The following is a 22,422-nucleotide window of genomic DNA, read 5'->3' on the forward strand; positions in this document are numbered from 1 at the left end:
GGCGGGCACTGAGGGGGACCGCCGGCTGATGCTTTCCATTCTCGCCTTCGGCATGGTCGCCACGTTCATGACCCTGATCATGACGAAGCGGCTGTCGGCGATGATCGCGCTCATCATCGTGCCGACCGCGTTCGCATTGATCGCGGGATTCTCGGCGGGCCTCGGCGAGATGATGCTCGCAGGCATCCGGGATATCGCGCCCACGGGCGTGATGCTGCTCTTCGCGATCCTCTATTTCGGCATCATGATCGATGCCGGGCTTTTCGATCCGCTGACGCGCAAGGTCGTGGAGCTTGCGCACGGCGATCCCTTGCGGATCACCATGGGCTCCGCGATTCTCGGCCTCATCGTCGCGCTCGATGGCGACGGCACCACCACCTACATGATCACGCTCTCGGCGCTGCTGCCGCTCTACAAGCACATGAAGATGGATGTGCGCGTGCTCACCTGCATTCTCATCATGGCGGTCGCGGCGATGAACCTCGTGCCGTGGGGCGGGCCGACCTCGCGCGCGGCGATCGCGCTCGGCGTCGATCCGCGCGCGCTGTTCCTGTCGCTGATCCCGCCCGTGCTCACCACGGTCTGCTGGGTGCTGTTCACTGCGTGGATGCTCGGCCGCGCCGAACGAAAGCGCCTCGGCATCACAGAGCGCGTGGCGATGCCGCTGCCCGGCCAGCTCGATCTCTCGACGCCCGACAGCGACGGCACGCCCTCCACGCGTCGCCCGCGCCTCTACTGGTTCAACGCCGCGCTCACCGCCGTGCTCATGGGCATATTGCTGTTCGGCGACGTGCCGCTGCAGGTGCTGTTCATGGTCGCGTTCGCGATCGCAGCGATGGTCAATTATCCGCAGGTGGAGATGCAGCGCCAGCGTGTCGCCGCGCACGCCTCGAATGCGCTCGCGACCGCAGGCCTCGTCTTCGCTGCCGGCATCTTCACCGGCGTGCTTTCGGGCACCAAGATGGTCGATGCGATGGCGAACACTGTAACGGGCATCATCCCCGATGCGCTCGGCCCCTACATGGCGCCGATCACTGCGCTCGTCAGCATCCCTTTCACGGTGCTGATCTCCAACGATGCCTTCTATTTCGGGATGCTGCCGGTGCTCTCGCATTCGGCGGAGTATTACGGCATCACCACGATGGAGATCGCGCGCGCCTCGCTCGTTGGTCAGCAGATTCATCTGCTGAGCCCGCTCGTCGCCTCAACCTATCTGTTGGTTGCGACTGCGGGCGTCGAGCTTGGCGACCACCAGCGCTTCACGATGAAGTGGGCGCTCGGTGCCTGCGCGGTGTTCATGCTCACCTGTCTGCTGCTCGGCCTCTTCCCCTGGTACGCCTGAGCGCTCACTCGGCGTCGAGTGCAGCCTGCCAATTGGCGAGGAAGCGCTGACGCCGGATACGGTCGAGGTTCGCGAGCAGCGCGGGGCCGAGCTTCACCGGCCGTGCAGCGGCGGCGGGTGGTTTGCTGCCGGCAAGCGGCACCACGTCCTCGCGCGAAGGCGCCATGTAGGCGCGCGCCAGATGGCGCTGCCCTTCGGGGGAGAGCAGGAAATCGAGCAGCAGCTTCGCCGCATTGGGCTGCCGTGCCTCGCGCGATATGAGCGCGATGCGCGATACGACGAGCGTGTAGTCGCTCGGCATGATCACGCCGATGTCCGGATTGCGCGTGGCGAGCTCCAGCGCATAGGAGCCGAGCGTATTGTACGCGAACAGGCTGCGCCCGCTTTCGATGTCGGCAAGCAATGGTCCGCTCGAGGTATGCAGCCGCACGCGCGCCGCGCCGAGCGCACCGACAAGCGACATGATATCCCGGCTTGCGTGGTAATCCTGCGTCAGCTGCAGGTAGCCGAAGCCGGAGAGACGCGGATCGTAGGTGGAGACTCGGCCCCGGTAGAAGGCGGCTTTGTTCCGCAGCAGACGCTCGAACGCCGAATGCGTGCGCGGCACATCCTTCGCGGGCACGAGGCGCTTGTTGTAGGCGATCACCACGGGCTCCGCGGTTACGCCCCATGCCTCGTTCTTCCAGATCGCCCAGTTCGGCAGATAGGGCTTTTCCGGCGACGCATAGGCCTGCGCATAGCCATCGTTCACCAGCTTGATCTGAAGGTCCATCGCGGAGCTCCAGATGAGGTCGCCCGTCGGTTTCCGCGCCCGCGATTCAGCGATCACGCGGTTGTAGAGCGTCGGGGATTCCAGTTCGCGGTAGTCGACGCGCAGGAATGGGTAGCGTTTCCGGAACGCGTTCAGCGCAGCCGTGGCCTCGTGCCGGTCGGTGGTCGAATAGACGACGACGGTGCCTTCGCGCCGCGCCGCGGCGATCGTGTCGGCGTAGGAGCGGGGATAGCCTCGCGGTTGCCCCGCTGCTATCAGCGCGAATGCGGCAGGCAGAAGCAATAGCGCGCGCCGCCGGGGAACGAAGCACAGAATTTTGCGAAGCGGCCCGATCACGCGCATAGTGCGCGCAATGTGCGGGTCGATCGCCATTCTGTCAAAGAGGGAAGCATGGCGCGGATCTTGCTGGTGGAGGACGACGAGGCGCTCGCGCGCGGGCTGACGGCCGCGCTGCGCGGGGAGGGCTATTCGGTCGATCCCGCGCCCGATGGCGAGACCGCGCTCGAAATGGCGCGAGACGAGCCCTACGCCGTCATCACGCTCGACGTGAACCTGCCCGACATGAGCGGCTTCGACGTGCTGAAATCGCTACGATCCAGCGGCTGCCGCGTGCCGATCCTGATGCTGACCGCGCGCGATTCGCTCGAAGACCGGGTGAAGGGCCTCGATCTCGGTGCCGACGATTATCTGCTGAAGCCGTTCGAGCCCGCAGAGCTTGGCGCGCGGCTGCGCGCGCTGCTGCGCCGCCCCGCCTCCGACCCCTCGCCGCTCATCCGCGTCGGCAATCTGGAGATCGACCGGTCGCGCTGCGTCATCTGGGTGTCGGGCGAGCAGATCGATCTGCGCCGCCGCGAATGGGTGCTGCTCGAACGGCTCGTCGTCCGCGTCGGCAAGGTCGTCTCGAAGGATCGGCTCGCCGCCGAGGTGTTCGGCTTCGATGAGGCGGTCGCGCCGAACGCCATCGAGGTTTATATCGCCCGCCTGCGCCGCAAGCTCGGTCCGCAGGGGCCGGCGATCCGCACGATGCGCGGCCTCGGCTATGTGATGGAGAACACGCCTGCCGCTGAGACGTAATCTTCGCGTTTCGCTGACCGCGCGGCTGCTCGTCGCGCTGATCGTGCCGACGGCAGCGCTTGCGCTGGTGCTCGGCGTTGGCGGCGCGCTCATCATAAACAGCATCGTCGAAAGCGTGAACGACCGCCTGCTCGATGCCTCGGCGCGTTCGATCGCGGATACGCTGGCGCTCGAGGATGGCGAGATCACGCTCGATCTGCCGCCGTCCGCGTTCGGGATGCTGGAAAACGACGAGCGCGACAATGTTTACTACAGCGTGCGCGTCGGCGGGGAACTGCTCACGGGCTATCCCGATCTTCCCCAGATCAAGACCGATCCGGCACGGACAGATGACATCACCTTCGCCTATTCGGCCTATCGCGATGCGCCGATCCGCGTGGCGGCGATCGTGCGCCGCGTACCGCGCGTCGAGGCGCCCGTCGTCGTGCAGGTCGCGGAGACGCTCGAGGCGCGGAACAGCCTCTCTTCGCGGATGCTGGCCGGGCTCCTCGTGCTCGAAACGTTGATCGTCGGTCTGCTCGTCCTGCTCGTGCCCATCGCGGTGCGCTGGGGGCTCGTGCCGCTCGCCGAGGTGCGCCGGGGCATCGCCAGCCGCTCGCCGACCGATTTCACACCGCTCACGCTGCAGCAGGTGCCCGCCGAACTGCGCAGTTTCGTCGATGCCTTCAACGGGCTTCTGCTCAGGCTGGAAAATGCCGTGGAGGGTCTGCGCGGCTTCACGGCGGACGCATCGCACCAGATGCGGACACCACTGTCGATCCTGCGCGCGCATCTTCAGGTGTTGAAGCGCGAGGGCACGGGAACCGAGGGTGGGCGCGCCTCGCTCGCCGACATCGACACAGCGACCGTGCGCCTGCAGCGGCTGCTGACGCAGCTGCTCGCGCTCGCCCGCGCCGAGGGCAACCGCGAGAACGTCATGCGGCTCGCGCGCAATGTCGATCTCGCGGCGCTTGCCCGGTCGGTCGCGGAAGACCATGTCCCGGCTGCGCTCGCAGCCGGTGTCGAGATCGAATTCGATGCGGAGGGCAGCGCGGCCGTGCGCACGGTCGGCGAATTCGCGCGCGAGCTGATCTCGAACCTCGTCGACAACGCCATCCGCTACAACCGGCGCGGCGGCACCGTCTGGCTCTGGGTCACGGCCGAGGAGGCAGGCGTGCGCGTCGTCGTGGAAGACGATGGGCCGGGCATTCCGCCGGGGATGCGGGCGCACATCTTCCAGCGTTTCCGGCGGCTGGACCGTGAGCACACCGAAGGCAGCGGGCTCGGCCTTGCGATCGTCAGCGAGCTTGCAACCGCGCTCGGCGGCGGCATCGCCGTTACGGATCGTGCGGGCGGCGGCCTCCGCGTCGTGATCGACTTCCCGCGCGACCTGGCGGCCGGCGGCGCCTGATGCGACAGGACCGTGAAAGCTGCATGGCCCTAGCGTCGCGTCGGCCGGTTGGTGGAGGGAGAGTGCGGGTGGTTCGTTTGCCCTGTGTTGCCGTGGTGGCGGCGTGCGTCTCGTTCGGCCAGGCGGCGCTTGCTGCGCCGAAGGCGGACCTGGCGCGCGCAGGCGAGGCGGATTTCCGTGCGCTCTACCGTGAACTCGTCGAGACCGACACGTCGCTGTCCGCCGGCAGCTGCACGCTCGCGGCGGAGCGCATGGCGGCGCGGCTCACGGCGGCGGGTTATGCCAAGGCCGACGTCGAGGTCGTCGTGCCGCCGGATTTCCCGCGCCAGGGCAATCTCGTCGCGCGCATCGCGGGCACCGACCCGAAGCTCGCACCGATGCTGCTCCTCGCGCACATCGACGTCGTCGAGGCGAAGCGGTCGGACTGGAAGCGCGATCCGTTCACGCTCGTCGAGGAGAACGGCTATTTCTATGCGCGCGGCGCGGTCGACGACAAGGCGATGGCGGCATCGTTCGTCGATGCCTTCATCCGCTACAAGAAAGAGGGCTATCGGCCGAAGCGCACGATCAAGCTGGCGCTCACCTGCGGTGAGGAAACCGATTCGGTGTTCAACGGCGTCCAGTATCTTCTGGCGAAGACGCCCGACGCGCTCGCAGCCGAATTCGCGGTGAACGAAGGCGGTTCGGGCAACCTCGACGAAAACGGAAAGCCGATCTCGTTCGGCGTGCAGATCGGCGAGAAAATCTATCAGGATTTCACCTTCACCGTAACGGCGCCCGGCGGCCACAGCGCGCGCCCGACCGACGACAATGCCATCGGCCACCTCGCCGCTGCCGTCGCGCGCATCGATCGCTACCGCTTCCCGGTCAACATGACGGAGGCCACCAGGGGCTTCTTCCGCCGCACGTCGGCGCTCTACGCGGGGCAGACCGCAAAGGATCTCGCCGCCGCCGGGAACGGCACGGCCGACGAAGCCGCGTTCGCCCGCATCGCCGCCGCGAACCCGCTGTGGAACGCGTTCCTGCGTACAACCTGCATCCCTACGCAACTCGCGGGCGGTCACGCGCCCAACGCGCAGCCGCAGCACGCCGAGGCGAACGTCAATTGCCGGATCATGCCGGGCGAAACCGTCGATGCCGTGCGCGCGCGTCTCAATGAAGTCGCGGGCGATTCGAAGGTCGAGATCGGCCTTGCCGCCGAGCCCGGCCCGCAACCGCCCGCGCCGCCGCTCGATGCGCGCATCATGAAACCCGTGGAGGCGATCGCGGCGGAGATGTGGCCCGGCGTGCCGGTGATCCCCAGCCTCAGCAGCGGCGCAACCGACGGCCGCTTCCTGAACGCGGCGGGCATCCCCACCTACGGCATCTCCGGCGTTTTCCGCGATCCCGACGGCAACGGTGTCCACGGCCTCGACGAGCGCATCCGCGTCACCGCGCTGATGGATGCGCGGGCGTTCCTCTACCGCCTCGTCAAAGCCTATTCGGCCAAGTGACATGACGCCCGGAACGCGCACCACGCTGCTGAAGCTTCATCGCTGGGTCGGCCTCGCCTTCGCGGCGCTGCTCCTCGTGCAGGGTCTCACCGGCACGCTCCTCGTGTTTCGTGCGGAGATCGAGGGCATCATCCATCCCGCGCTCGTCGTCACGCCCGGCGAAGCGCTGCCGGTACAGACGCTGGTCGATACGGTGCGCGAAGCTTCGCCGCAGGCGACGCTGCAGCGCATTCGGTTTTCCGAAGATCCCACGCGCGCCGCGATATTCGTGATGCGCGCAAACGATGCGCCGTGGATGGTCGCGGTCGATCCCTACAGCGGCAGGATCGTGCGCGCGGGCAGCTATGCCGCTTGGCCCACCGAGTGGCTGTTTCACCTCCACGATACGCTGCTAGCGGGCAAAACGGGCGAAATCATCGTAACCGTCGAAGGCGTCGCGCTCATCTTCCTTGCCGTGTTCGGCATCATCATCTGGTGGCCGGGGCGGCGCAGGCTGAAGTCCGGCTTCCGCATCCTCACGGGGCAGGGCGCGGATCGCACCGTGCGCACTGCGCACCGCGCTATCGGTGCGGCGATCGGCATCGTGCTGGTGATGTCGGGCGTCACGGGCGCGCTGCTCATTCACCGTGCCGCCTTGCAGCCCTATCTGCCCGTCGTGCCGCGCCCGAAGTTCGAGGTTGCGCTGTCGCAGGTCCCGCTGCGTCCCGTCGATACGCTGATCGCCGATGCGCGCGCGCGGCATGGACCGCTGCCGCTGCGCGAGGTGCGTTTCTCGGGTGACGCCGGGCAGGTCGTCGCGCTCTATTTCCAGGATGAAACGTCGCGCCGTCCAAACGCCACACGCCAGTATTTCTACAACGCCTACGAAGGCGTCGAACTCGGCCGCTACGAGCCCGCCGCGCTGCCGCCGATGAATACCGCCTACGATTGGCTGTTCACGATCCACACCGGCAAGGCGGGCGGGCTTGTCGGCCGTCTCGTCGTGCTCGCGGCTGGTCTCTCGCTCGTGTTCTTCGCGGGCAGCGGCGTCTGGCTCTGGCTCTCGGCGCGAAGGCAGAAACGCGCGCGGCGCGCGAAGGCGGAAAGCCGCCTCGTCCGAAATGCGGCTTAGCGCCTGCACCATCGCCATCTCGGCGATCCTTGCCGTGTCCGCCCATGCGGAGCCCAATCCCGTCGCCGCGATGACGGTGCAGGATTTCGCCGCGAAGTGGATGATGCAGCAGGGCGATATCGCAGGCACCGGCGTCTATGCATCCGCCAACGCGGCGCTTCTGGCAGCGCCGGGTGCGGAGCCGCGCGTCGTGCTGATGGGCGATTCGATCACCTATCACTGGACGCCCGCGCTGCTTCCCCGGCTCGGCGGCGCGACATGGGTCAATCGCGGCATCCCGGGGCAGAACAGCAGCCAGATGCTGCTGCGCTTCGAGGATGATGTCGCCGCGCTCTCGCCAGCCGTCGTCGTGATCCTCGCAGGCACCAACGATCTCCGGGTCCACGCCGGAAGCCATGCCGATGCGGCGCCCGCCATCCTCGCGCGTCTCCGCAGCAACGTAACGGCGATGGCGGATATCGCGACCGCGCGCGGCATCCGCGTCGTGCTCGGCAGCATTCCGCCGTTCGACGTCGCGCGCGACGGCGGCCGCCGTGATCCGGAAACGTGGCACGCGGCGAACGCGTGGCTGCAGGCGTTCGCGAAGACACGCGGCTACGCCTTTGCCGACTACGGCGGGCTTGCGGATGCCGAAGGCCGCCTGCCTGCGAACTATACCGAAGACGGCCTGCACCCGAACGCCGGCGCCTATGCGCGGATGCAGCCTGTCCTCGCCGATGCCGTGAAGGCTGCGGGCGTCCGATAGCGGGTCGCCGCTTCCCAATTTTGACACATCAGGACCGTATTTTCATATCGTATTGCAATCGAAGAATATTGCCATCATTGTCCCAGATAGAGAATTTGCCGTGACAACTGCGCGGCTTTCGAATTCCAAGAGGGAGGGAAATGATGAAACGGAACGCCATGCGCTGGCTGTGTTTGCCGCTGGCCTTTGCGGCGCTGAGCACGGGTCAGCCCGCAGCGGCGGCAGCGCCTGTGACGACGAAGGTCGTCGACACGGAAGTGTCACGGCTCGCCGCAGGTGCGGGCGGCGTCGTCGGCATCGCGGCGTGGCGGCTGGACGGCAAGGGGCCGCGCGTGCTGCTGAATGCCGACGCGGCGTTCCCGATGGCAAGCACGTTCAAGGTGCCGCTTGCGGGCAAGATCTTCGACATGGTCGACAAGGGTCAGCTCCGCCTCGATGCGATGCTGGACGTCCCGCAGAGCATGATGTCGCCGTCGGAGGTGATCGCCGATCGCTTTATCCATCCCGGCGTCAGCCTTTCCGTCCACAACCTGCTCGAACTGATGCTGACGCAGAGCGACAACACGGCGACCGACGTGCTGATGAAGGCGGCCGGAGGCCCGGAGGCGGTGACGGCGTGGGTGCGTGCGCAGGGCGTCGGCGCGATCCGCGTCGATCGGGATACGAACCGGCTGCTGCGTGATTTCTTCCGGCTTGGCGAAGGCCCGCTGGAAGCGGCGTTCGAAACGGCGGCCAAGGCCGATCCCTCGCTTCTCACCAAGGGTGCGTTGCCGGATGCGGCGTTCGATGCCGATGCCAAGGACACGGCGAGCCCGGCGGCGATGGCGACGCTGCTCACCCGTATGTTCGCCGGAAAGGCGCTTTCGGCCGAAAGCACGAAGGCGTTCATCGCCATCATGGAACGCTGCCGCACCGGCGAGGCGCGCTTGCCGGGGCAGATGCCGCCCGGCACCACCGTCGCCCACAAGACGGGTACGATCGGCGGAACGGTGAACGATGTCGGCATGGTGAGCCTGCCTGATGGCACGGGCATCGTGATCGCCGCTTATGTGAAGGCGAGCGCGGCGCCGGTCGCCGATCGCGAGCGCGCCATTGCCGAAATCGCGCGCACGGTGCGCGATTATTTCCTGTTCGCAAATTGAGGGAGGGCCGAATGAAAGCTGCACTGTTCCTGGCGCCCGCGCTTGCCGCGCTCGCGGCACCGGCCTTTGCCGAAACCTATGATGTCGTGATCTCCGGCGGGCGGGTGATGGACCCCGCAAGCGGGCGCGACGAGATCGCCAACGTCGGCATCACCGGCAACCGCATCGCCGAAATCTCCGCCGCGCCGCTCAAGGGCAAGCGCCGGATCGATGCGCGCGGCCTCGTCGTGGCGCCCGGCTTCGTCGATCTCCATGCACACGGCCAGCACGACAAGGGCCAGCAGTTCCAGGCGCTGGACGGCGTCACGACCGCGATCGACGCGGAAGGCGGCGCGATGCCGGTGCAGGCGTTCATCAGCGCGCTTCGCGGCCGCGCGCTCATCAACTTCGGCGCGACCGCTTCACACGAATGCGCGCGCATGGAAGTGATCGCGGACACGCCGTGCAAGGGCCATGGCGCCACGAACGCCATGGTTGTTGCAGACAGCAAGGCCTACACGGCGCCGGCGACGCCGGAGCAGCAGAAGGCGATCGTCGCCGCGCTCGACCGGGAGGTTGCATTGGGGGCGCTCGGTTACGGCCTCGGCATCGAATACACGCCCGGCGCCGGTCGCAGCGAGATCTACGATATCTTCAAGGCCGCGGCGGAAACGCGCGCGCCGGTTTTCGTCCACGTGCGCAGCCGTCCGCTCGATCCGGCGCCGGGCGTGCCGATCGCGGTGGTGCAGGAGGTGATCGCTAATGCCGCCGTCACCGGCGCATCGCTGCAGATCGTGCACCTGCATTCCACAGGCCTCAAGGATACGCCGGTCCTCATCGACATGGTGAAGCGTGCGCAGGCGCGCGGCCTCGATATCACCTCGGAAGCCTATCCCTACACGGCGGGCAGCACGCTGATCGGATCGGAGTTCTTTCGAGACGGTTGGCAGGAACGCTCAGGCATCGGCTACGGGAACCTTCAGTGGCCGGCGACCGGCGAGCGGCTGACGCAGGAAACGTTCGAACGCTATCGCCGCGAGCAGCCCACCGCCGCGGTCGTGATCCACATGATTCCCGAAGACGTGGTCGATCAGATCATCGCTGAACCTGTGATCTCGATCGCATCGGATGGTATGCCGTGGTTCACCTCCGGCGAGCACCCGCGCGGGGCGGGCACGTTTGCGCGCGTGCTCGGTCGCTATGTCCGTGAACGCGGCACGCTCGATCTGATGGCGGCGCTCCGCAAGATGACGATCATGCCGGCGCAGCGGCTGGAGGGGATTTCTCCACAGATGGCGAAGAAGGGCCGCGTTTCGGTGGGCGCCGACGCTGACCTCACGCTGTTCGATCCCGCCGCCGTTGCCGACGCGGCCACCTTCGAAAAGCCGATGCAGGCATCGCGCGGCATCCGCTACGTTCTGGTGAACGGCAAGCCCGTGGTGGATGGCGGCAAGCTCGCCGCGAATCTGTTCCCCGGCGAAGCGATCCTCGGGGTGGGCAAGGCACGCTGAGGTTACAGGGGCAGGCCTACATAGTTCTCGGCGATCGCGGTCTGCGCGGCCTTGCTGCTCGCGATGTAATCGAGTTCGGCGTGCTGGATTCGCCGATCGAAGGCGCTGTCGTCCGGGAAATTGTGCATGAGCTTGGTGAGGAACCAGCTGAACCTCTCGGATTTCCATACCCGTGCCAGTGCCCGGTCCGGGTAAAGCGCGAGCGCGGCTTCCTGTCCGTGGCGGAAAAAGTCGGTGAGCGCGCTGGCGAGGTAAGTGACGTCGGAGGCCGCGAGGTTGAGGCCCTTGGCGCCCGTCGGCGGGACGATATGGGCCGCGTCCCCGGCAAGGAACAGGTTGCCGTGCCGCATGGGTTCGAACACGAAGCTGCGCAGCGGCGCGATTGATTTTTCGATGGCGGGGCCGCGTGTCATGCCCGCCGCCGCGTCCGGGCCGAGCCGGATCGCGAGCTCATCCCAGACCCGGTCGTCCGGCCAGTCCTCGAGATTGGTGTCGGACGGCACCTGCACATAGTAGCGGCTGCGGGCCTCCGATCGCATGGAGGCCAGCGCGAAGCCGTTCGCATGATTGGCATAGATGAGTTCGGGATCGCATGGCGGCACGTCGGCAAGGATGCCGAGCCAGCCGAACGGATACACCTTCTCGAAGCTGCGTCCGGCGCCTGCGGGAATCGCCCGGCGGCACACCCCGTGGAAGCCGTCGCATCCGATGATGAAGCGGCTCTCCAGCATCGCCGCGGACCCGTTCCGATGAAACGTCAGGCGGGGCGCAGCCGTCTCGATGTCGTGAAGCGAGACATCTGCGGCCTCATAAAGAATCTCGAGGCCCCGCTGCGGCGCGGCGTCCATCAGATCGCGCGTCAACTCGGTCTGCCCGTAAACCGTCACATGCTTGCCGGTGAGCGCAGCAATATCGATCCGGATCGACCGCGCGCCATAGGAAAGGTGGAACCCTTCATGCCGCAGCCCCTCGATCTTGAGCCGCTGGTCGAGACCCAGTTGACGCATGATATCGGTCGTCGTGGTTTCCAGAACCCCCGCCCGAATGCGCGACAGAACATGCGCCGCAGATTGCCTCTCCACGATGACGACGGCGATCCCCGCCGCGCAAAGCAGATGCCCGAGCAGCAAGCCCGCCGGCCCGGCGCCGACGATCGCGACATCCGTTTTCATCGCTTCCCCCGCTCTGCGGTCTGGGCCTCCATCAGACGAAGCGCATTCCCGCCCATGACCTTGGCGGTCTCCACCGCGCTCATGCCCCTTGCGAGCAGTGCCGCCGGGATCAGGGGCCATTGCCGGTAATCGGTGAAGACCGGGCGGTAGTTGGCATCCATGTCGGTCCCGATAGCAACATGATCGATGCCGACCGTATCGACGAGCCGCAGGATCGATTCGATCCAGTCTTCGAAACTGGACTGATTGATGCCCGAGGGAACCGAACCGATGACGCCGCCCGTCTCGGCGACGATCCGCGCGTGATCCGGGGTCACGAGACGCGGATGCGGCGGTGCATTCCTGGCCGTCACATTGCTGTGGGAGAGCAGAAGCGGGCGCTCGGTGATGGCCGCAACATCACGCGTGACGGCGAGGGTCGCGTGCGCGACATCGACGATGATGCCTGTGCGGTTCATCTCGCGTACGATGTCGCGGCCGAGCGGCGTGAGGCCGCCATGCACATCGGTTTCGGTCTGGATGTCGCCGATCTGGTTGACGTGATAGTGAACGATCGTGATCGACCGCACACCGTCGGCATAGGCCTGCGCCACGCGGTCGAGTCGGTCTTCGATGAAGTCGCCGCCTTCGATGGCAAAAGTCGCGGCCACCGCGCGGCGCTCATGCGCTTCTGCGATGGATCGGACACTGCGGCCGTCGACCGTACCCCCCGATGCAACGAGCGCCTTCAGCGTTCCGATCTGCCGCGTGTAGTCGGCCCAGGCCTCGCCCGGCTGGAAATCCCGTGTGGCGTGAAGGCCGCGCTCGGGCGTGAATTCCAGCAGCGACATGTCGGCGACGCCGGAGAAGAAGCCGCAACTCACTTGCCCGTCGCGCATTGCCGCAGCGGCTTCGATCTCGAATGGTGCGCCGTAGGCCTGCAACCGTGGTGACGGCATGGTCACGCCGCGCAGGAAGAAGCGGCCGGGGTGGGCGTGCACGTCTACGGAAACATGGTCGCGAAGGAAGGCGCGGCCCGCCTCGATCTGATCCGGGCTCAGCGTTGTGCTGCTGGCGCGGCCGGTCGCGGGAAACACGGTTCCGGCGGCCGCTAGACTCTGCAGTGCGCGGCGACGCGTCCATCCGTGGTCGTCACTCTTCATGTGTGGTTCCGTTCTTCGGCGAGGCCGAAATCTGCGCGGTGCATTCGATTTCCACAGCGGCGCCCAATGCCAGACCATTGGTGCCAAACGCACTGCGCGCGGGAAGCGGCGCTTCGCCGAAATAGGCGAGATAGACGGCGTTGAATTCAGACCAGCGGGAGATGTCGGCCAGCATCACCACGCATTTGACGAGGTCGCCGAAGCCGAGCCCGTGCCGGGCCAGGATCGCGCCGATATTGCCCATTGCTTGCCGCGCTTCCGCCGGCAAGCCGCCCGGCACCAGCCCGGAGCCATCGGGCGCGGTGCCAAGCTGACCCGAGAGAAACAGGATATCCCCGGCCCGAACGGCCTCGCGAAACGGCGGCGAGGTCGTGGCAGCGGCCGTGCTGATCGGCGCAGCGAGTACGGCGGTAACGAGAAGAAGCGTGTGTATGGCGCGCATATCGAATCCTTGTGATTGATTATGATTGAAATAGATCGAAAAATAGTCAAGGTGCTGATTGCGATCTGGTCTCGGGGGAGGAGAAATCATGCAGCATGGTCCGGAAGTCTCGGACGCCGACTGGGATGACCGCCTCGATCCCGACCTCGTTCCGATCGTGCTCGCGGCGCGGGAAAAGATGGCGCTGCGGCCGCCGCTCCATTCCGTGACACCGGAGCAGATGCGCGTGCGTGCCAAGGCGGAGTTCGTGCCGTGGAATGCGGATCCGGTTGAGTTGCGCCGTGTTACGGATTTCACGCTCCCGGCCGCGTCGGGAGCAAAAGCGATTCCGGTTCGTCTCTACGAACCGGACAGCCGCGACAGTGATGGGTGTGTCGTGCATTTCCATGGCGGCGGCTGGACGATCGGGGATCTCGATCTCGAGGATGCGCCGCTGCGCTGGATGGCGCGCGCGGGGCGTTTCGCGGTGCTCTCGATCGATTATCGCCTCGCGCCCGAACATCGATTTCCTGCGGCGCTGGAAGATGGAGAAGCCGTCTTTCGTCTCATGGGAACGATAGGGACGCCGGTGGATGCAGACCCGGATCGTATCGTGCTTTCGGGCATGTCCGCCGGCGCCAATATTGCGCTTGGAACGGCGCTGAGACTCCGGGATGCCGGTGGGCGGCAGCCGTGCGGCCTCGCCCTGCAGTATGGCGCCTATTCGGATCAGGAGACGACATCGTCCGTGCGCTGTTTCGGCAACGGGCGCTATGGGCTTTCGCTCGCTTCGATGCGCTATTTCTGGGAGAATTATGCCGGACCTGCGGATGGCCCGAGGCATCCGCACGCTGTTCCGCTCAAGGCCGATCTTGCCGGCCTGCCGCCCGTTTTCATGAATCACGCAGGCATGGACGTGCTTGCAGACGACAGTCTTCTGCTCGCGGAAGCGCTTGGCAAGGCCGGCGTTTTGGTGGAGCACAAGGCCTATGCAGGCGCGATCCACGGCTTCACGCAGTACGTCAAGATCTCGCGCCTTGCGCAAACCGCGCTTGAAGAGACGGCGGCGGCGATTGCGGTCATGCTGAAGCGATGACGCCGAACTTCATCTGGCTTGCCGACCAGCCCGTCCGTCACGCAGCGGGGTTCACGACGCTGCGCGGAACGCCGACGCGGCGCGAGGACGAAGGCGTCAATCGCTGGGTTCTCGCGCGAGGCGTCCTTGATGCGCCCGAAGATCTGACAGGCGCGGAGTTGCGGGTGCTCGTCGACGGGCGCTATCGGCTGTGGCTGAACGGCAGGCCGATTGCGCGCGGCCCCGTTCGCTTCAATCCGGCGTATCCCCGCTACGACGCAATCGATGTGTCCGATGCGCTCTTGCCGGGCGCGAACATCGTGGCCGTGCTTGTGCATGTGCCGGGCATCGACCTCGCGTGGTATGAAACCGTGCGCGGGCACTGGCAGCCTGTGTTCGGCGACGGTGCGCTGCATGTTTCGGCCTTGGGTCAGGCGGCGCAGCGCGAATGGTATGCCGCCGCGGATGAACGCTGGCGGATGACCGAAGCCGGCGCATGGCGCCGCGATGCGCCGCGTGCGGGGTGGGGCCAGGATTTCATTGAAGATTTCGATGCGCGGCTGCTCGATCCCGCATGGACGCAGCCGGGTTTTGATGACAGCGCATGGCCGCACGCGCACCTGATGATCGCGCATCCCGAGGGATCGGAGGCCGCGCGCGGTTGGGGGGAGGTGAGGCCGTTTCCTGCCATGCAGCGCTCGGAACTCGCGCAGCAACAGGAAACCGTCCACGCCCCCACGCAGGTCGAATGGGTGCGCCCGGTGCTGCCGCGGCCCGATCTGCCGGTGAACCAGCGTCTTTACGAGGAGCAGCTGGAAGCCTCGGACCCCGCGCTGGTTTCGGATGCGCCCGCCATGCTTCGCGACGACGAGAGCCGCGCGCGCGTTTGGACGCACCCGGGGCGCGACACGGCGATCCTCGTGCGTTTCGATCCGTATCATGCCGGGCGACCGTTCATCGAGATCGATGCGAAGGGCGGCGAAATCATCGAGGTCGCCGTCGCGGAAGCACTGCCGGGCGAGTATGGCCGGGGCAGGGTAGGCGACGGCCTGCGCTCGGAAGGCCACCTCGGCTGCGCGCATATCTTCCGCTACACGGCGCGCGCCGGACGCCAACGCTTCGAGCGGTTCAACTGGACGGCGGTGCGTGCCATGCAGGTCGTGGTCCGCAATGCGCCCGGCGGCGTGGATATCCTGCGCCTCGGATCGGTGGGCACGGATTATGCGGCCGATGAAGCGGGCGCATTTTCCTGTTCGGACCCGTTTCTTGAGCGCCTGTGGCATGTGGGGCGCTATACGGTGCGCCAATGTATGCACGACGCCTGGGTGGATTGCCCGGGCCGCGAGGCGCGCCAATGGGTGGGCGACGGGGTCGTGCAGTTCGATGTCGCCGCCGTTTCCATCGGCCCCTCCGTCTATCCGCTGCACCGGCAATTCCTGCTGCAGGCCGGCGAAAGTCAGCGCGGCGACGGGCTCGTTCGCATGTTCGCGCCCGGCGACAATCCGGCCGAAGCACTCACCATCCCCGACAATTCGCTGCTCTGGCTGATCAGTGCCGAGCGCTATTTTCAGGAAAGCGGCGACGAGGCGACGATTGAAGCCCTGATGCCGGGGCTGGAGCGGGTGATGCAATGGTGCGCCCGGCACCGCGGACCTTTGGGGCTGATTGCGCACGTTCCCCATTGGCATTTCATCGAATGGGCCGACATCGGCAGAAGCGGCGAGGCCTTTGCCTTCAATGCGCTTCAGGTCGGTGCACTGCGCGCGCTCGCGCGCATGGCACAGGCGACTGAGCGCCCCCGCCTCGCGGCGCGCTGCATTGAGATGGCAGACATGACCGCGGTGGCGCTCGCCGCGCGCCACTGGAACGCGGCGCGGGGTGTCTATGTGGACTCCGTCGATCCGGATAGCGGCGTTCAGGGTTCGCGCATTTCGCAGCACGCCAACGCTCTTGCCCTGCTGTTCGATATCGGGCCGCAGACGCGCTGGCCTCAAATCGTGGATGCGATAACCGACAGCGCGAAGCTGAAGCTGACGGCAGCGCCGCCGATCGTACCCGAAGGCGACCCTTTCGATCCCGACGTCGATATCGTTCGGGCCAACAGCTTCTTTCAGCATTTCGTCTATGCGGGTCTTGCCCGTGCGGGATGTTGGGCATGGGTGCTGAACGATCTGCGGCGCGGCTTTTCACCGATGCTGGAAACCGGCACGACCACGCTGTGGGAAAGCTTTCATCCGGGCGCGAGCCTTTGTCATGGTTTCTCGGCCACGGGCACGGCGCAGCTTTCGCGTCAGGCCCTCGGCGTGTCACCCATCGTGCCGGGTTATCGCACGTTCGCTGTCGCGCCTGATGTCGCAGGTCTGAGTTCGGCATCCGGCGTCATCCCCACCGTGCAGGGACCGATCGCGGTCGCATGGCAGCGTGTGGAAGGACGGGTTGTCGTGGAGGTCTCGCATCCGGAAACGTGCACGCCGGGCCTTTCGGTGCCTGCGGGTTTCACGCTCGCTGAAAAGACCGATCGTCCCGGCAAATTCCAGGCGATCCTGAACGCCGTCACCTGAGCCGGTTAGCGGCTCAGGCCGTTTCCCTTGCCGCGCGCGCTGCCGATATGTTGCGCTTGAGTTCCTCGAAGCGCGCTTCGGTCAGCGGGTAGGCGCGCAGCACGAAGAAGGCGCAGACCCACAGCACGCACGGCACCAGCGTGTAGGACAGGCGAATGCCGAGCAGCGCGTTTTCACCCTGCGCGGCTGCGTCAGCACCCGCCACGAAGCCGAACGCTGAGAGGAAGAGCGACGCGATGAAGGCGCCCATCGCCATGCCGAGCTTGCGGCAAAGCAGCCACGTGCCGAAGATCGCGCCTTCACGGCGCTGCCCGGTGCGCTCTTCATCATATTCCACGGTATCGGGCACCATGGCATTCGGGCACAGCTGCGTTCCGCCATCGACGAGGCCGATCAGGAACAGCGCGACGAACAGCGCGGCCGGCAGGCCCGCGGGCATGAACAGCATGAGCAGGCTGAGCGTGGCGGCACCGACGATGCCCGCGGCATAGGCTTTCTGTTTTCCGTACTGCGCGACGCGCACCCAGAACGGCGTCGCGACCATGGCGCCGACGGCCGATGTCGCGACCATGGCGCCGACCAGTGCGGCATCGATCTTCATCACGAAGATGACGAGATAGATCAGCGTCGTGGCCGAGGCTCCAATCGCAAAATTCTGAAAAAGGAACGTGGTCCAGAGGATTAAGAAGGGCCGGTTTTCGCGCAGCGCGCGATACTCGGCGCGAAGGTCGAAGGGTTCCGCCGGCCGAACGATCTGCGGCGCGTCTCGCGTCGCGAAAAATGCCCAGAGACCGGAGAGCACCATATAGCCCCCTGCAACCATGCCCATGACGGCGAAGCCGTGCACGAGTGTCTCCTGGCTGTTGAAGAGGAGCGGCGCCGCAATCACGGCGACGAGGATGCCGATGCGCGCGGCGACCATCTTGAACCCGGTAAGGCGCGTGCGCACGCGATAGTCGGTCGTCATCTCGGCCGCCATCGACGAATAGGGCACGTCGTAGAAGGTGAAGGCCGTGCTGGTGAGCAGATAGAGCGCGATCACGTAAGCGATCTTCACACCCTCCGAAGCGTCCGCAGGCGCCTGGAAGAGAAACGCGAACATCACGCCGAAGGTCAGTCCGCCGACGAGAAGATAGGGTCTCCGGCGCCCCATGCGGCTTCGGGTCCGGTCGGAAATCGCGCCGACGAGCGGGTCGATCAGTGCATCCCACAGGCGGGGGATCAGAAGGGCAAGGCCGGCCCAGACCGGAGAGATGCCGAGCGCCTGCGTAAGGTAGAACAGCAGGTACGACATGGTGATGCCGATATATGTCGCGATGCCAAGCTCGCCGATGGCCCAGCCCACGCCGACACGCCTGGTAAGCCCACTTGCCGGATCCATCCCCAAACCTCCCCGGTGATCGCTGCCCCGTGGCCGATCTTATGGGTTCAGCATAGGGATCAATCAAAATGCGTCAAGAATGATCAGAAAAGAGCGTGGAAATCGTCGGCGTTAATTGCTGGCTACGATCAGCTTGCCGACTTTCCGCTCGACCATCTGGGCTGTGATGTCGGTGATTCGGTCGTCGGTGATCAGCACGGCGATGTCCGCGAGGCTGCATACGGCATGGCCGGTCGGTGCTTCGAACTTGGAGGAATCGACGAGAATGACGAGTTCGTCGGCAAGGCCGATCAGCCGGCGTTCGGCCTGCACCAGAATAACATCGGTCTGCATGACGCCGTGGCTGCCGACCGAGGAGGCGCCCATGAACATGCGCGAGGCCCGGTAGCCTTCCGTGCCATCGGATTCATAAGGGGAAAGAATGATGTTCTGCTCGCGGAAAACCGTCCCCGCGGGCACGGAAATGCTGGTGTTCTGCTGCGGCAGGAGTGCCGACGCGATATGCAGCGAATTGGTGAGCACATGCAGGCTGAGCGGCGCGAGATAGGGGCACATCTGCAGCGTCGTCGAGCCGCCATCGATGATGATCGAATCGCCGCTGCGGCAGAGCTGGGCCGCCGCCCGGCCGATCGCCTCTTTTGCCGGCCGGTTGCGGGAGAGGTTCTCGTGAAAGGGGACGCCGCGCAGGTGGCCGGTGTCCGGCTCCACATCCTCCGCGCGGGCAAGGCGCGCGCCGCCGCGTACGCGAATGATTCGGCCGCTGTTCTCGAGTTTTTCCAGATCGCGGCGAATGGTTGCCGGCGAGGCATCGATCCGTTTGTCGAGTTCGGGAAATGACACGAACCCACGCTCGACAAGCATTTCGATGATCAGCTGCTCGCGCTGTGCCGCGTGCATTGCAAACTCTCCCGGTGTTCCCGCTTCATCTCGACCACAAATGATCGTGAAACAAGCCATCATGGCTCATTGTTATGGTTTAACCTGCATTTTCCGTCTTATTCAACGCATTAACGCGCAGCGGTGATATCCGCCAATCTGCCGAAATGACACAAAATGAAAATTTGAGGCTCGCAATGCGCATTTTCTCATTGAAATAATCATTTTTTGTCATCATTAATGAGAATCGAAGATGCCGACAAAGGCATCCTTATTGATCCAAGGGGGAGAATGCCAATGAAGACTCGGACTGTTTCATCGAACGTTGCACGTCTCCTGACGGGCACGGGTCTTGTGATGGGTGCCCTTCTTGCAGCGGCGCCTCTCCATGCGCAGGAAGCGTCGGCAACTGATGCGGCCGATGAAGACGCCGTCATCCTCGTGACGGGTTCGCGCATTCAGCGCGACGGCTACGATCAGCCGACGCCTGTCACCGTCGCCACCACCGAGGATCTCCTCCTCTCCGTGCCCACCAGCATTGCAGATGGCCTCAACCGTCTGCCGCAATTCTCCGGATCGCGCAGCCGCACGTTCTGCTGCGAGGTCTCCTCGGTTGGCAACTACTTGAACCTGCGCGGTCTCGGCACCACACGCACGCTCGTGCTGCTTGACAGCCGCCGCGTCGTGCCGACGCGCGAAAGTGGCGATGTCGACGTCAACCTGCTGCCGGAATTGCTGATCCAGCGTGTCGATGTGGTGACCGGCGGCGCGTCCGCGGCGTATGGCTCGGATGCGGTGTCCGGCGTCGTCAACTATGTCATCGACAACCGCTTCGAAGGGATCAAGGCAAACGGCCAGTTCGGTATTTCGAACTATGGCGATGACGAAACCGTGAAGCTCGGCATCGCGGGCGGCGCAAGCTTCAGTGAAGGGCGCGGCCATTTCGTGATCGGCGTGGAGCACTTCCGGATCGGCGGTATCTCTTCGCTGAATGATCGTCCAACGTCGCGGCGGGGCGCTCTCCTTGCCGGCAACGGAACCGCGGCCACCCCGTATGAAACAATTGGGGGTGCCCGGCATAATGTTTCGACTTATGGCGGCGTGATCATCAACGCAGCGGGGCTCCCCGTGGCCAACGCCGGTGCGCCGCTTGCGGGCACAAAGTTTCTCACCGGTGGTGCCTCCGATGCGTTCCAGTTCGGTACGGCAATCCCGGGTTCTCCGGCATTCTCCGTCGGAGGCGATGGCATTCTCAACAATCTCGCGGACCCGGCGCAATCTCTGGAAACGCAGAAGATTTACAGCCGCTTATCCTACGACTTTTCAGATAATCTGACAGCTTATGTCCGCGTCAACGCAGGCGTCTCCAAAACCGAGGGTGATGTGCTTGCCGATCATCGGTCAGGTGCCGCCGCCTACACGATTTTCCGGAACAATGCCTATCTACCCGCCGCCATTGCCCAGCAGATGGACCTGGCGGGCGTGCAGTCGTTCCGTCTCGCGCGTTTCAACCGCGATATCGGGCCCATGCGGCTCGACTATGTCAACAACACCTTCGACGTGAATCTCGGCCTGGAAGGCAAGCTTGGCGATGCCTGGAACTGGGCTGTTTCCTATGGCCACGGCGAGACACGCCTGAAGGGCCGCGTCCACAACGTCTCGAACCTCGCGAAGCTTTATGCTGCCGCTGATGCCGTCGTCGATCCGGTAAGTGGGAATATTGTTTGCAACGTCACGCTTACAAACCCCGGAGCTTTTCCGGGATGCGTGCCGATGAATTTGTTCGGTGAAGGCGCGCCTTCACAAGCTTCGAAGGCCTATGCTTTCGGCACGAGCAGCCAGTTCGTGAAGAACACGCAGGATGTGTTCGCCGCCGAAATTCAGGGAGAGGTGTTCGAACTCCCGGCAGGACCGGTTTCCGTCGCGCTCGGTGCGGAATACCGCGAACGCAGCTTGCTCGAAAAGTCGAATGAAATCGCGCTCGGCCAAATCCAGGCGACGGGCATCCGCGGCTTCCCCGGTTCATTCTGCCCAACGCTCGCAACGTGCCGCTATGGTGGTTGGAACCAGGGTAACTTCGGTACGGCGGACGCCAGCGACAACGTGAAGGAAGGGTTCATCGAAGCGCTCGTCCCGCTGCTGCGCGATGCGCCGCTGGCCGAGGAACTCGATCTCAATGCGGCCTTCCGCTACACCGACTATAAGAACAGCGGTGGTGTTGAGACCTGGAAGATCGGTCTTTCCTACAAGCCGTTCGAGGACCTCCGCATCCGTGCCGCGCGCTCGCGCGACATCCGGGCGCCCAACCTGTTCGAACTGTTTGCAGGGCCGGTCAATGCTTTCCAGCCGGGCCTGACCGATCCCTTGACCGGACAAACCAACGTCATCGCAGTCACGCGCACACAGGGTAATCCCAATCTCAAACCCGAAAAGGCGGATACGCTGACCGTCGGCTTCGTCTACACGCCGTCGTGGTTTCCCGGCTTCTCTGGCTCGGTCGACTATTACGAGATCGATATCAGCGGGGCACTGAGCGCGACAACGTCTCAGGGAACTCTCGATGCGTGTCAGCGCGGCGATACGGTCGCGTGCTCGCTCATCACGCGTGATCCGTCCACCAGCGCGATCCAGCAGATCGTGCTGCAGCAGATCAACCTGAACAGCCGCCTCGCCCGCGGTATCGACTTCGATCTCTCCTATCGCAGCGAGATTGGAAGTGGTGAACTAGGGGCACGTGCGCAGTTCAGCCGGACGCTCGACTACATCGATACTGTCGGCGGCGTGAAGACGCAGCAGGCAGGCTTCTACAACACGGGCAACCAGCTTTCGCTGCCCAAGTGGCGCGGCAACGTGAGCCTCGACTACACGATCGGTGCGTTTAGCCTGTTCGTGCAGGAGCGGTACATCGGCAGCATCACCCAGATGCCGCCGCTTCCGGGGCAGGTCTTCGCGAAGCCGAAGATCGGTGCTGTTTTCTACACCGACATAACCGCGACCATGAAGGTGCAGGGGCTTGGCGGCGATTTCGAAATTTACGGAACCGTCAACAACCTCTTCAACCGCAAGCCGCCGTTCATCGGCAATCGGTTCGCCGCTGGTCTTGGCTTCCCGACGCCTCCCAACCTCTATGATCTCGACAACCGTTACTTTACGGTTGGAGCGAGGGTGAAGTTCTAGGCTGCGATCCGCGGTTCAGGCTGTTTCAGTCTGAACCGCGGATCGCTGTAGAATGGAG

At 65.1% G+C, this 22,422-nt stretch carries 18 protein-coding genes; 12 read left to right on the top strand and 6 right to left on the bottom strand.

Annotation, left to right across the window (positions count from 1 at the left end; all coding sequences use genetic code 11):
* Positions 1–28 precede the first annotated feature (28 nt).
* The gene (locus ACFQ00_RS12225; protein ID WP_381491111.1) at positions 29–1,342 is read left to right on the top strand and encodes a CitMHS family transporter; all 1,314 of its coding nucleotides are present in this window, start codon (positions 29–31) and stop codon (positions 1,340–1,342) included.
* Between the two features lie 4 nt (positions 1,343–1,346).
* Here the strand turns inward: ACFQ00_RS12225 and ACFQ00_RS12230 are convergent, their stop codons facing one another.
* A complete protein-coding gene (locus ACFQ00_RS12230; RefSeq protein ID WP_381491113.1) occupies positions 1,347–2,486 on the bottom strand; it encodes an ABC transporter substrate-binding protein in 1,140 nt (379 codons plus the stop codon).
* Positions 2,487–2,504: 18 nt separating this feature from the next.
* Between ACFQ00_RS12230 and ACFQ00_RS12235 the strand changes: the two genes are divergently transcribed.
* The 8 genes from ACFQ00_RS12235 to ACFQ00_RS12270 all read left to right on the top strand — a co-directional run bounded on the left by ACFQ00_RS12235 (position 2,505) and on the right by ACFQ00_RS12270 (position 10,559).
* Positions 2,505–3,188 carry a response regulator transcription factor gene (locus ACFQ00_RS12235; RefSeq protein ID WP_381491115.1) on the top strand — a complete coding sequence of 228 codons (684 nt, stop codon included), beginning with the start codon at positions 2,505–2,507 and terminating at the stop codon, positions 3,186–3,188.
* A 43-nt stretch (positions 3,189–3,231) separates the two neighbouring features.
* Positions 3,232–4,578: a sensor histidine kinase gene (locus ACFQ00_RS12240; RefSeq protein WP_381491117.1), complete on the top strand. Its 1,347-nt coding sequence runs from the start codon at positions 3,232–3,234 to the stop codon at positions 4,576–4,578.
* Positions 4,579–4,646: 68 nt separating this feature from the next.
* Positions 4,647–6,071, top strand: coding sequence for a M20/M25/M40 family metallo-hydrolase (locus ACFQ00_RS12245; RefSeq protein ID WP_381491120.1), 1,425 nt, complete (start codon positions 4,647–4,649; stop codon positions 6,069–6,071).
* A gap of 1 nt (position 6,072) precedes the next feature.
* On the top strand, positions 6,073–7,182 hold the full coding sequence (locus ACFQ00_RS12250; RefSeq protein ID WP_381491122.1) for a PepSY-associated TM helix domain-containing protein: 1,110 nt from the start codon (positions 6,073–6,075) through the stop codon (positions 7,180–7,182).
* Positions 7,172–7,927, top strand: coding sequence for a GDSL-type esterase/lipase family protein (locus ACFQ00_RS12255; protein ID WP_381491125.1), 756 nt, complete (start codon positions 7,172–7,174; stop codon positions 7,925–7,927). The genes ACFQ00_RS12250 and ACFQ00_RS12255 overlap by 11 nt, the downstream gene beginning before the upstream one ends.
* Before the next feature lie 27 nt (positions 7,928–7,954).
* Positions 7,955–8,017, top strand: coding sequence for a (2Fe-2S)-binding protein (locus tag ACFQ00_RS12260; protein ID WP_381491292.1), 63 nt, complete (start codon positions 7,955–7,957; stop codon positions 8,015–8,017).
* 50 nt (positions 8,018–8,067) lie between these two features.
* Entirely contained in the window at positions 8,068–9,069 is a 1,002-nt protein-coding gene (bla, locus tag ACFQ00_RS12265) for a class A beta-lactamase (protein ID WP_381491128.1), read from the top strand.
* 11 nt (positions 9,070–9,080) lie between these two features.
* Entirely contained in the window at positions 9,081–10,559 is a 1,479-nt protein-coding gene (locus ACFQ00_RS12270; protein WP_381491131.1) for an amidohydrolase family protein, read from the top strand.
* Between the two features lie 2 nt (positions 10,560–10,561).
* Here ACFQ00_RS12270 and pobA read toward each other — a convergent pair whose 3' ends face one another.
* From pobA to ACFQ00_RS12285, 3 genes are read right to left on the bottom strand one after another with little or no spacing between them, the layout of a single operon-like run.
* A complete protein-coding gene (gene pobA / locus ACFQ00_RS12275) occupies positions 10,562–11,731 on the bottom strand; it encodes a 4-hydroxybenzoate 3-monooxygenase (protein WP_381491134.1) in 1,170 nt (389 codons plus the stop codon).
* Positions 11,728–12,873 (bottom strand): dipeptidase, encoded by a 1,146-nt coding sequence (locus ACFQ00_RS12280; RefSeq protein WP_381491136.1) that lies wholly within the window; start codon positions 12,871–12,873, stop codon positions 11,728–11,730. The genes pobA and ACFQ00_RS12280 overlap by 4 nt, the downstream gene beginning before the upstream one ends.
* Entirely contained in the window at positions 12,863–13,315 is a 453-nt protein-coding gene (locus ACFQ00_RS12285; RefSeq protein WP_381491139.1) for a RidA family protein, read from the bottom strand. Before ACFQ00_RS12285 ends, ACFQ00_RS12280 begins: the two co-directional genes overlap by 11 nt.
* An 88-nt stretch (positions 13,316–13,403) precedes the next feature.
* On the opposite strand from ACFQ00_RS12285, the gene ACFQ00_RS12290 reads away from it, so the two are divergent.
* Positions 13,404–14,390 carry an alpha/beta hydrolase gene (locus ACFQ00_RS12290; protein WP_381491142.1) on the top strand — a complete coding sequence of 329 codons (987 nt, stop codon included), beginning with the start codon at positions 13,404–13,406 and terminating at the stop codon, positions 14,388–14,390.
* Complete coding sequence (locus tag ACFQ00_RS12295; protein WP_381491145.1) at positions 14,387–16,930, top strand: alpha-L-rhamnosidase-related protein; 2,544 nt, start codon at positions 14,387–14,389, stop codon at positions 16,928–16,930. The genes ACFQ00_RS12290 and ACFQ00_RS12295 overlap by 4 nt, the downstream gene beginning before the upstream one ends.
* 13 nt (positions 16,931–16,943) lie before the next feature.
* Here the strand turns inward: ACFQ00_RS12295 and ACFQ00_RS12300 are convergent, their stop codons facing one another.
* Both ACFQ00_RS12300 and ACFQ00_RS12305 read right to left on the bottom strand, forming a co-directional pair.
* Positions 16,944–18,311: an MFS transporter gene (locus ACFQ00_RS12300; protein ID WP_381491148.1), complete on the bottom strand. Its 1,368-nt coding sequence runs from the start codon at positions 18,309–18,311 to the stop codon at positions 16,944–16,946.
* Positions 18,312–18,422: 111 nt separating this feature from the next.
* Positions 18,423–19,208, bottom strand: a complete 786-nt coding sequence (locus ACFQ00_RS12305) for a DeoR/GlpR family DNA-binding transcription regulator (protein ID WP_381491151.1) — start codon at positions 19,206–19,208, stop codon at positions 18,423–18,425.
* Positions 19,209–19,484: 276 nt separating this feature from the next.
* Here ACFQ00_RS12305 and ACFQ00_RS12310 point away from each other — a divergent pair, with 276 nt between their 5' ends.
* Positions 19,485–22,364, top strand: coding sequence for a TonB-dependent receptor domain-containing protein (locus ACFQ00_RS12310; protein WP_381491153.1), 2,880 nt, complete (start codon positions 19,485–19,487; stop codon positions 22,362–22,364).
* Positions 22,365–22,422: the final 58 nt, after the last annotated feature.

The organism is Sphingosinicella xenopeptidilytica, assembly GCF_042676985.1.
Lineage (GTDB): Bacteria > Pseudomonadota > Alphaproteobacteria > Sphingomonadales > Sphingomonadaceae > Sphingosinicella > Sphingosinicella xenopeptidilytica.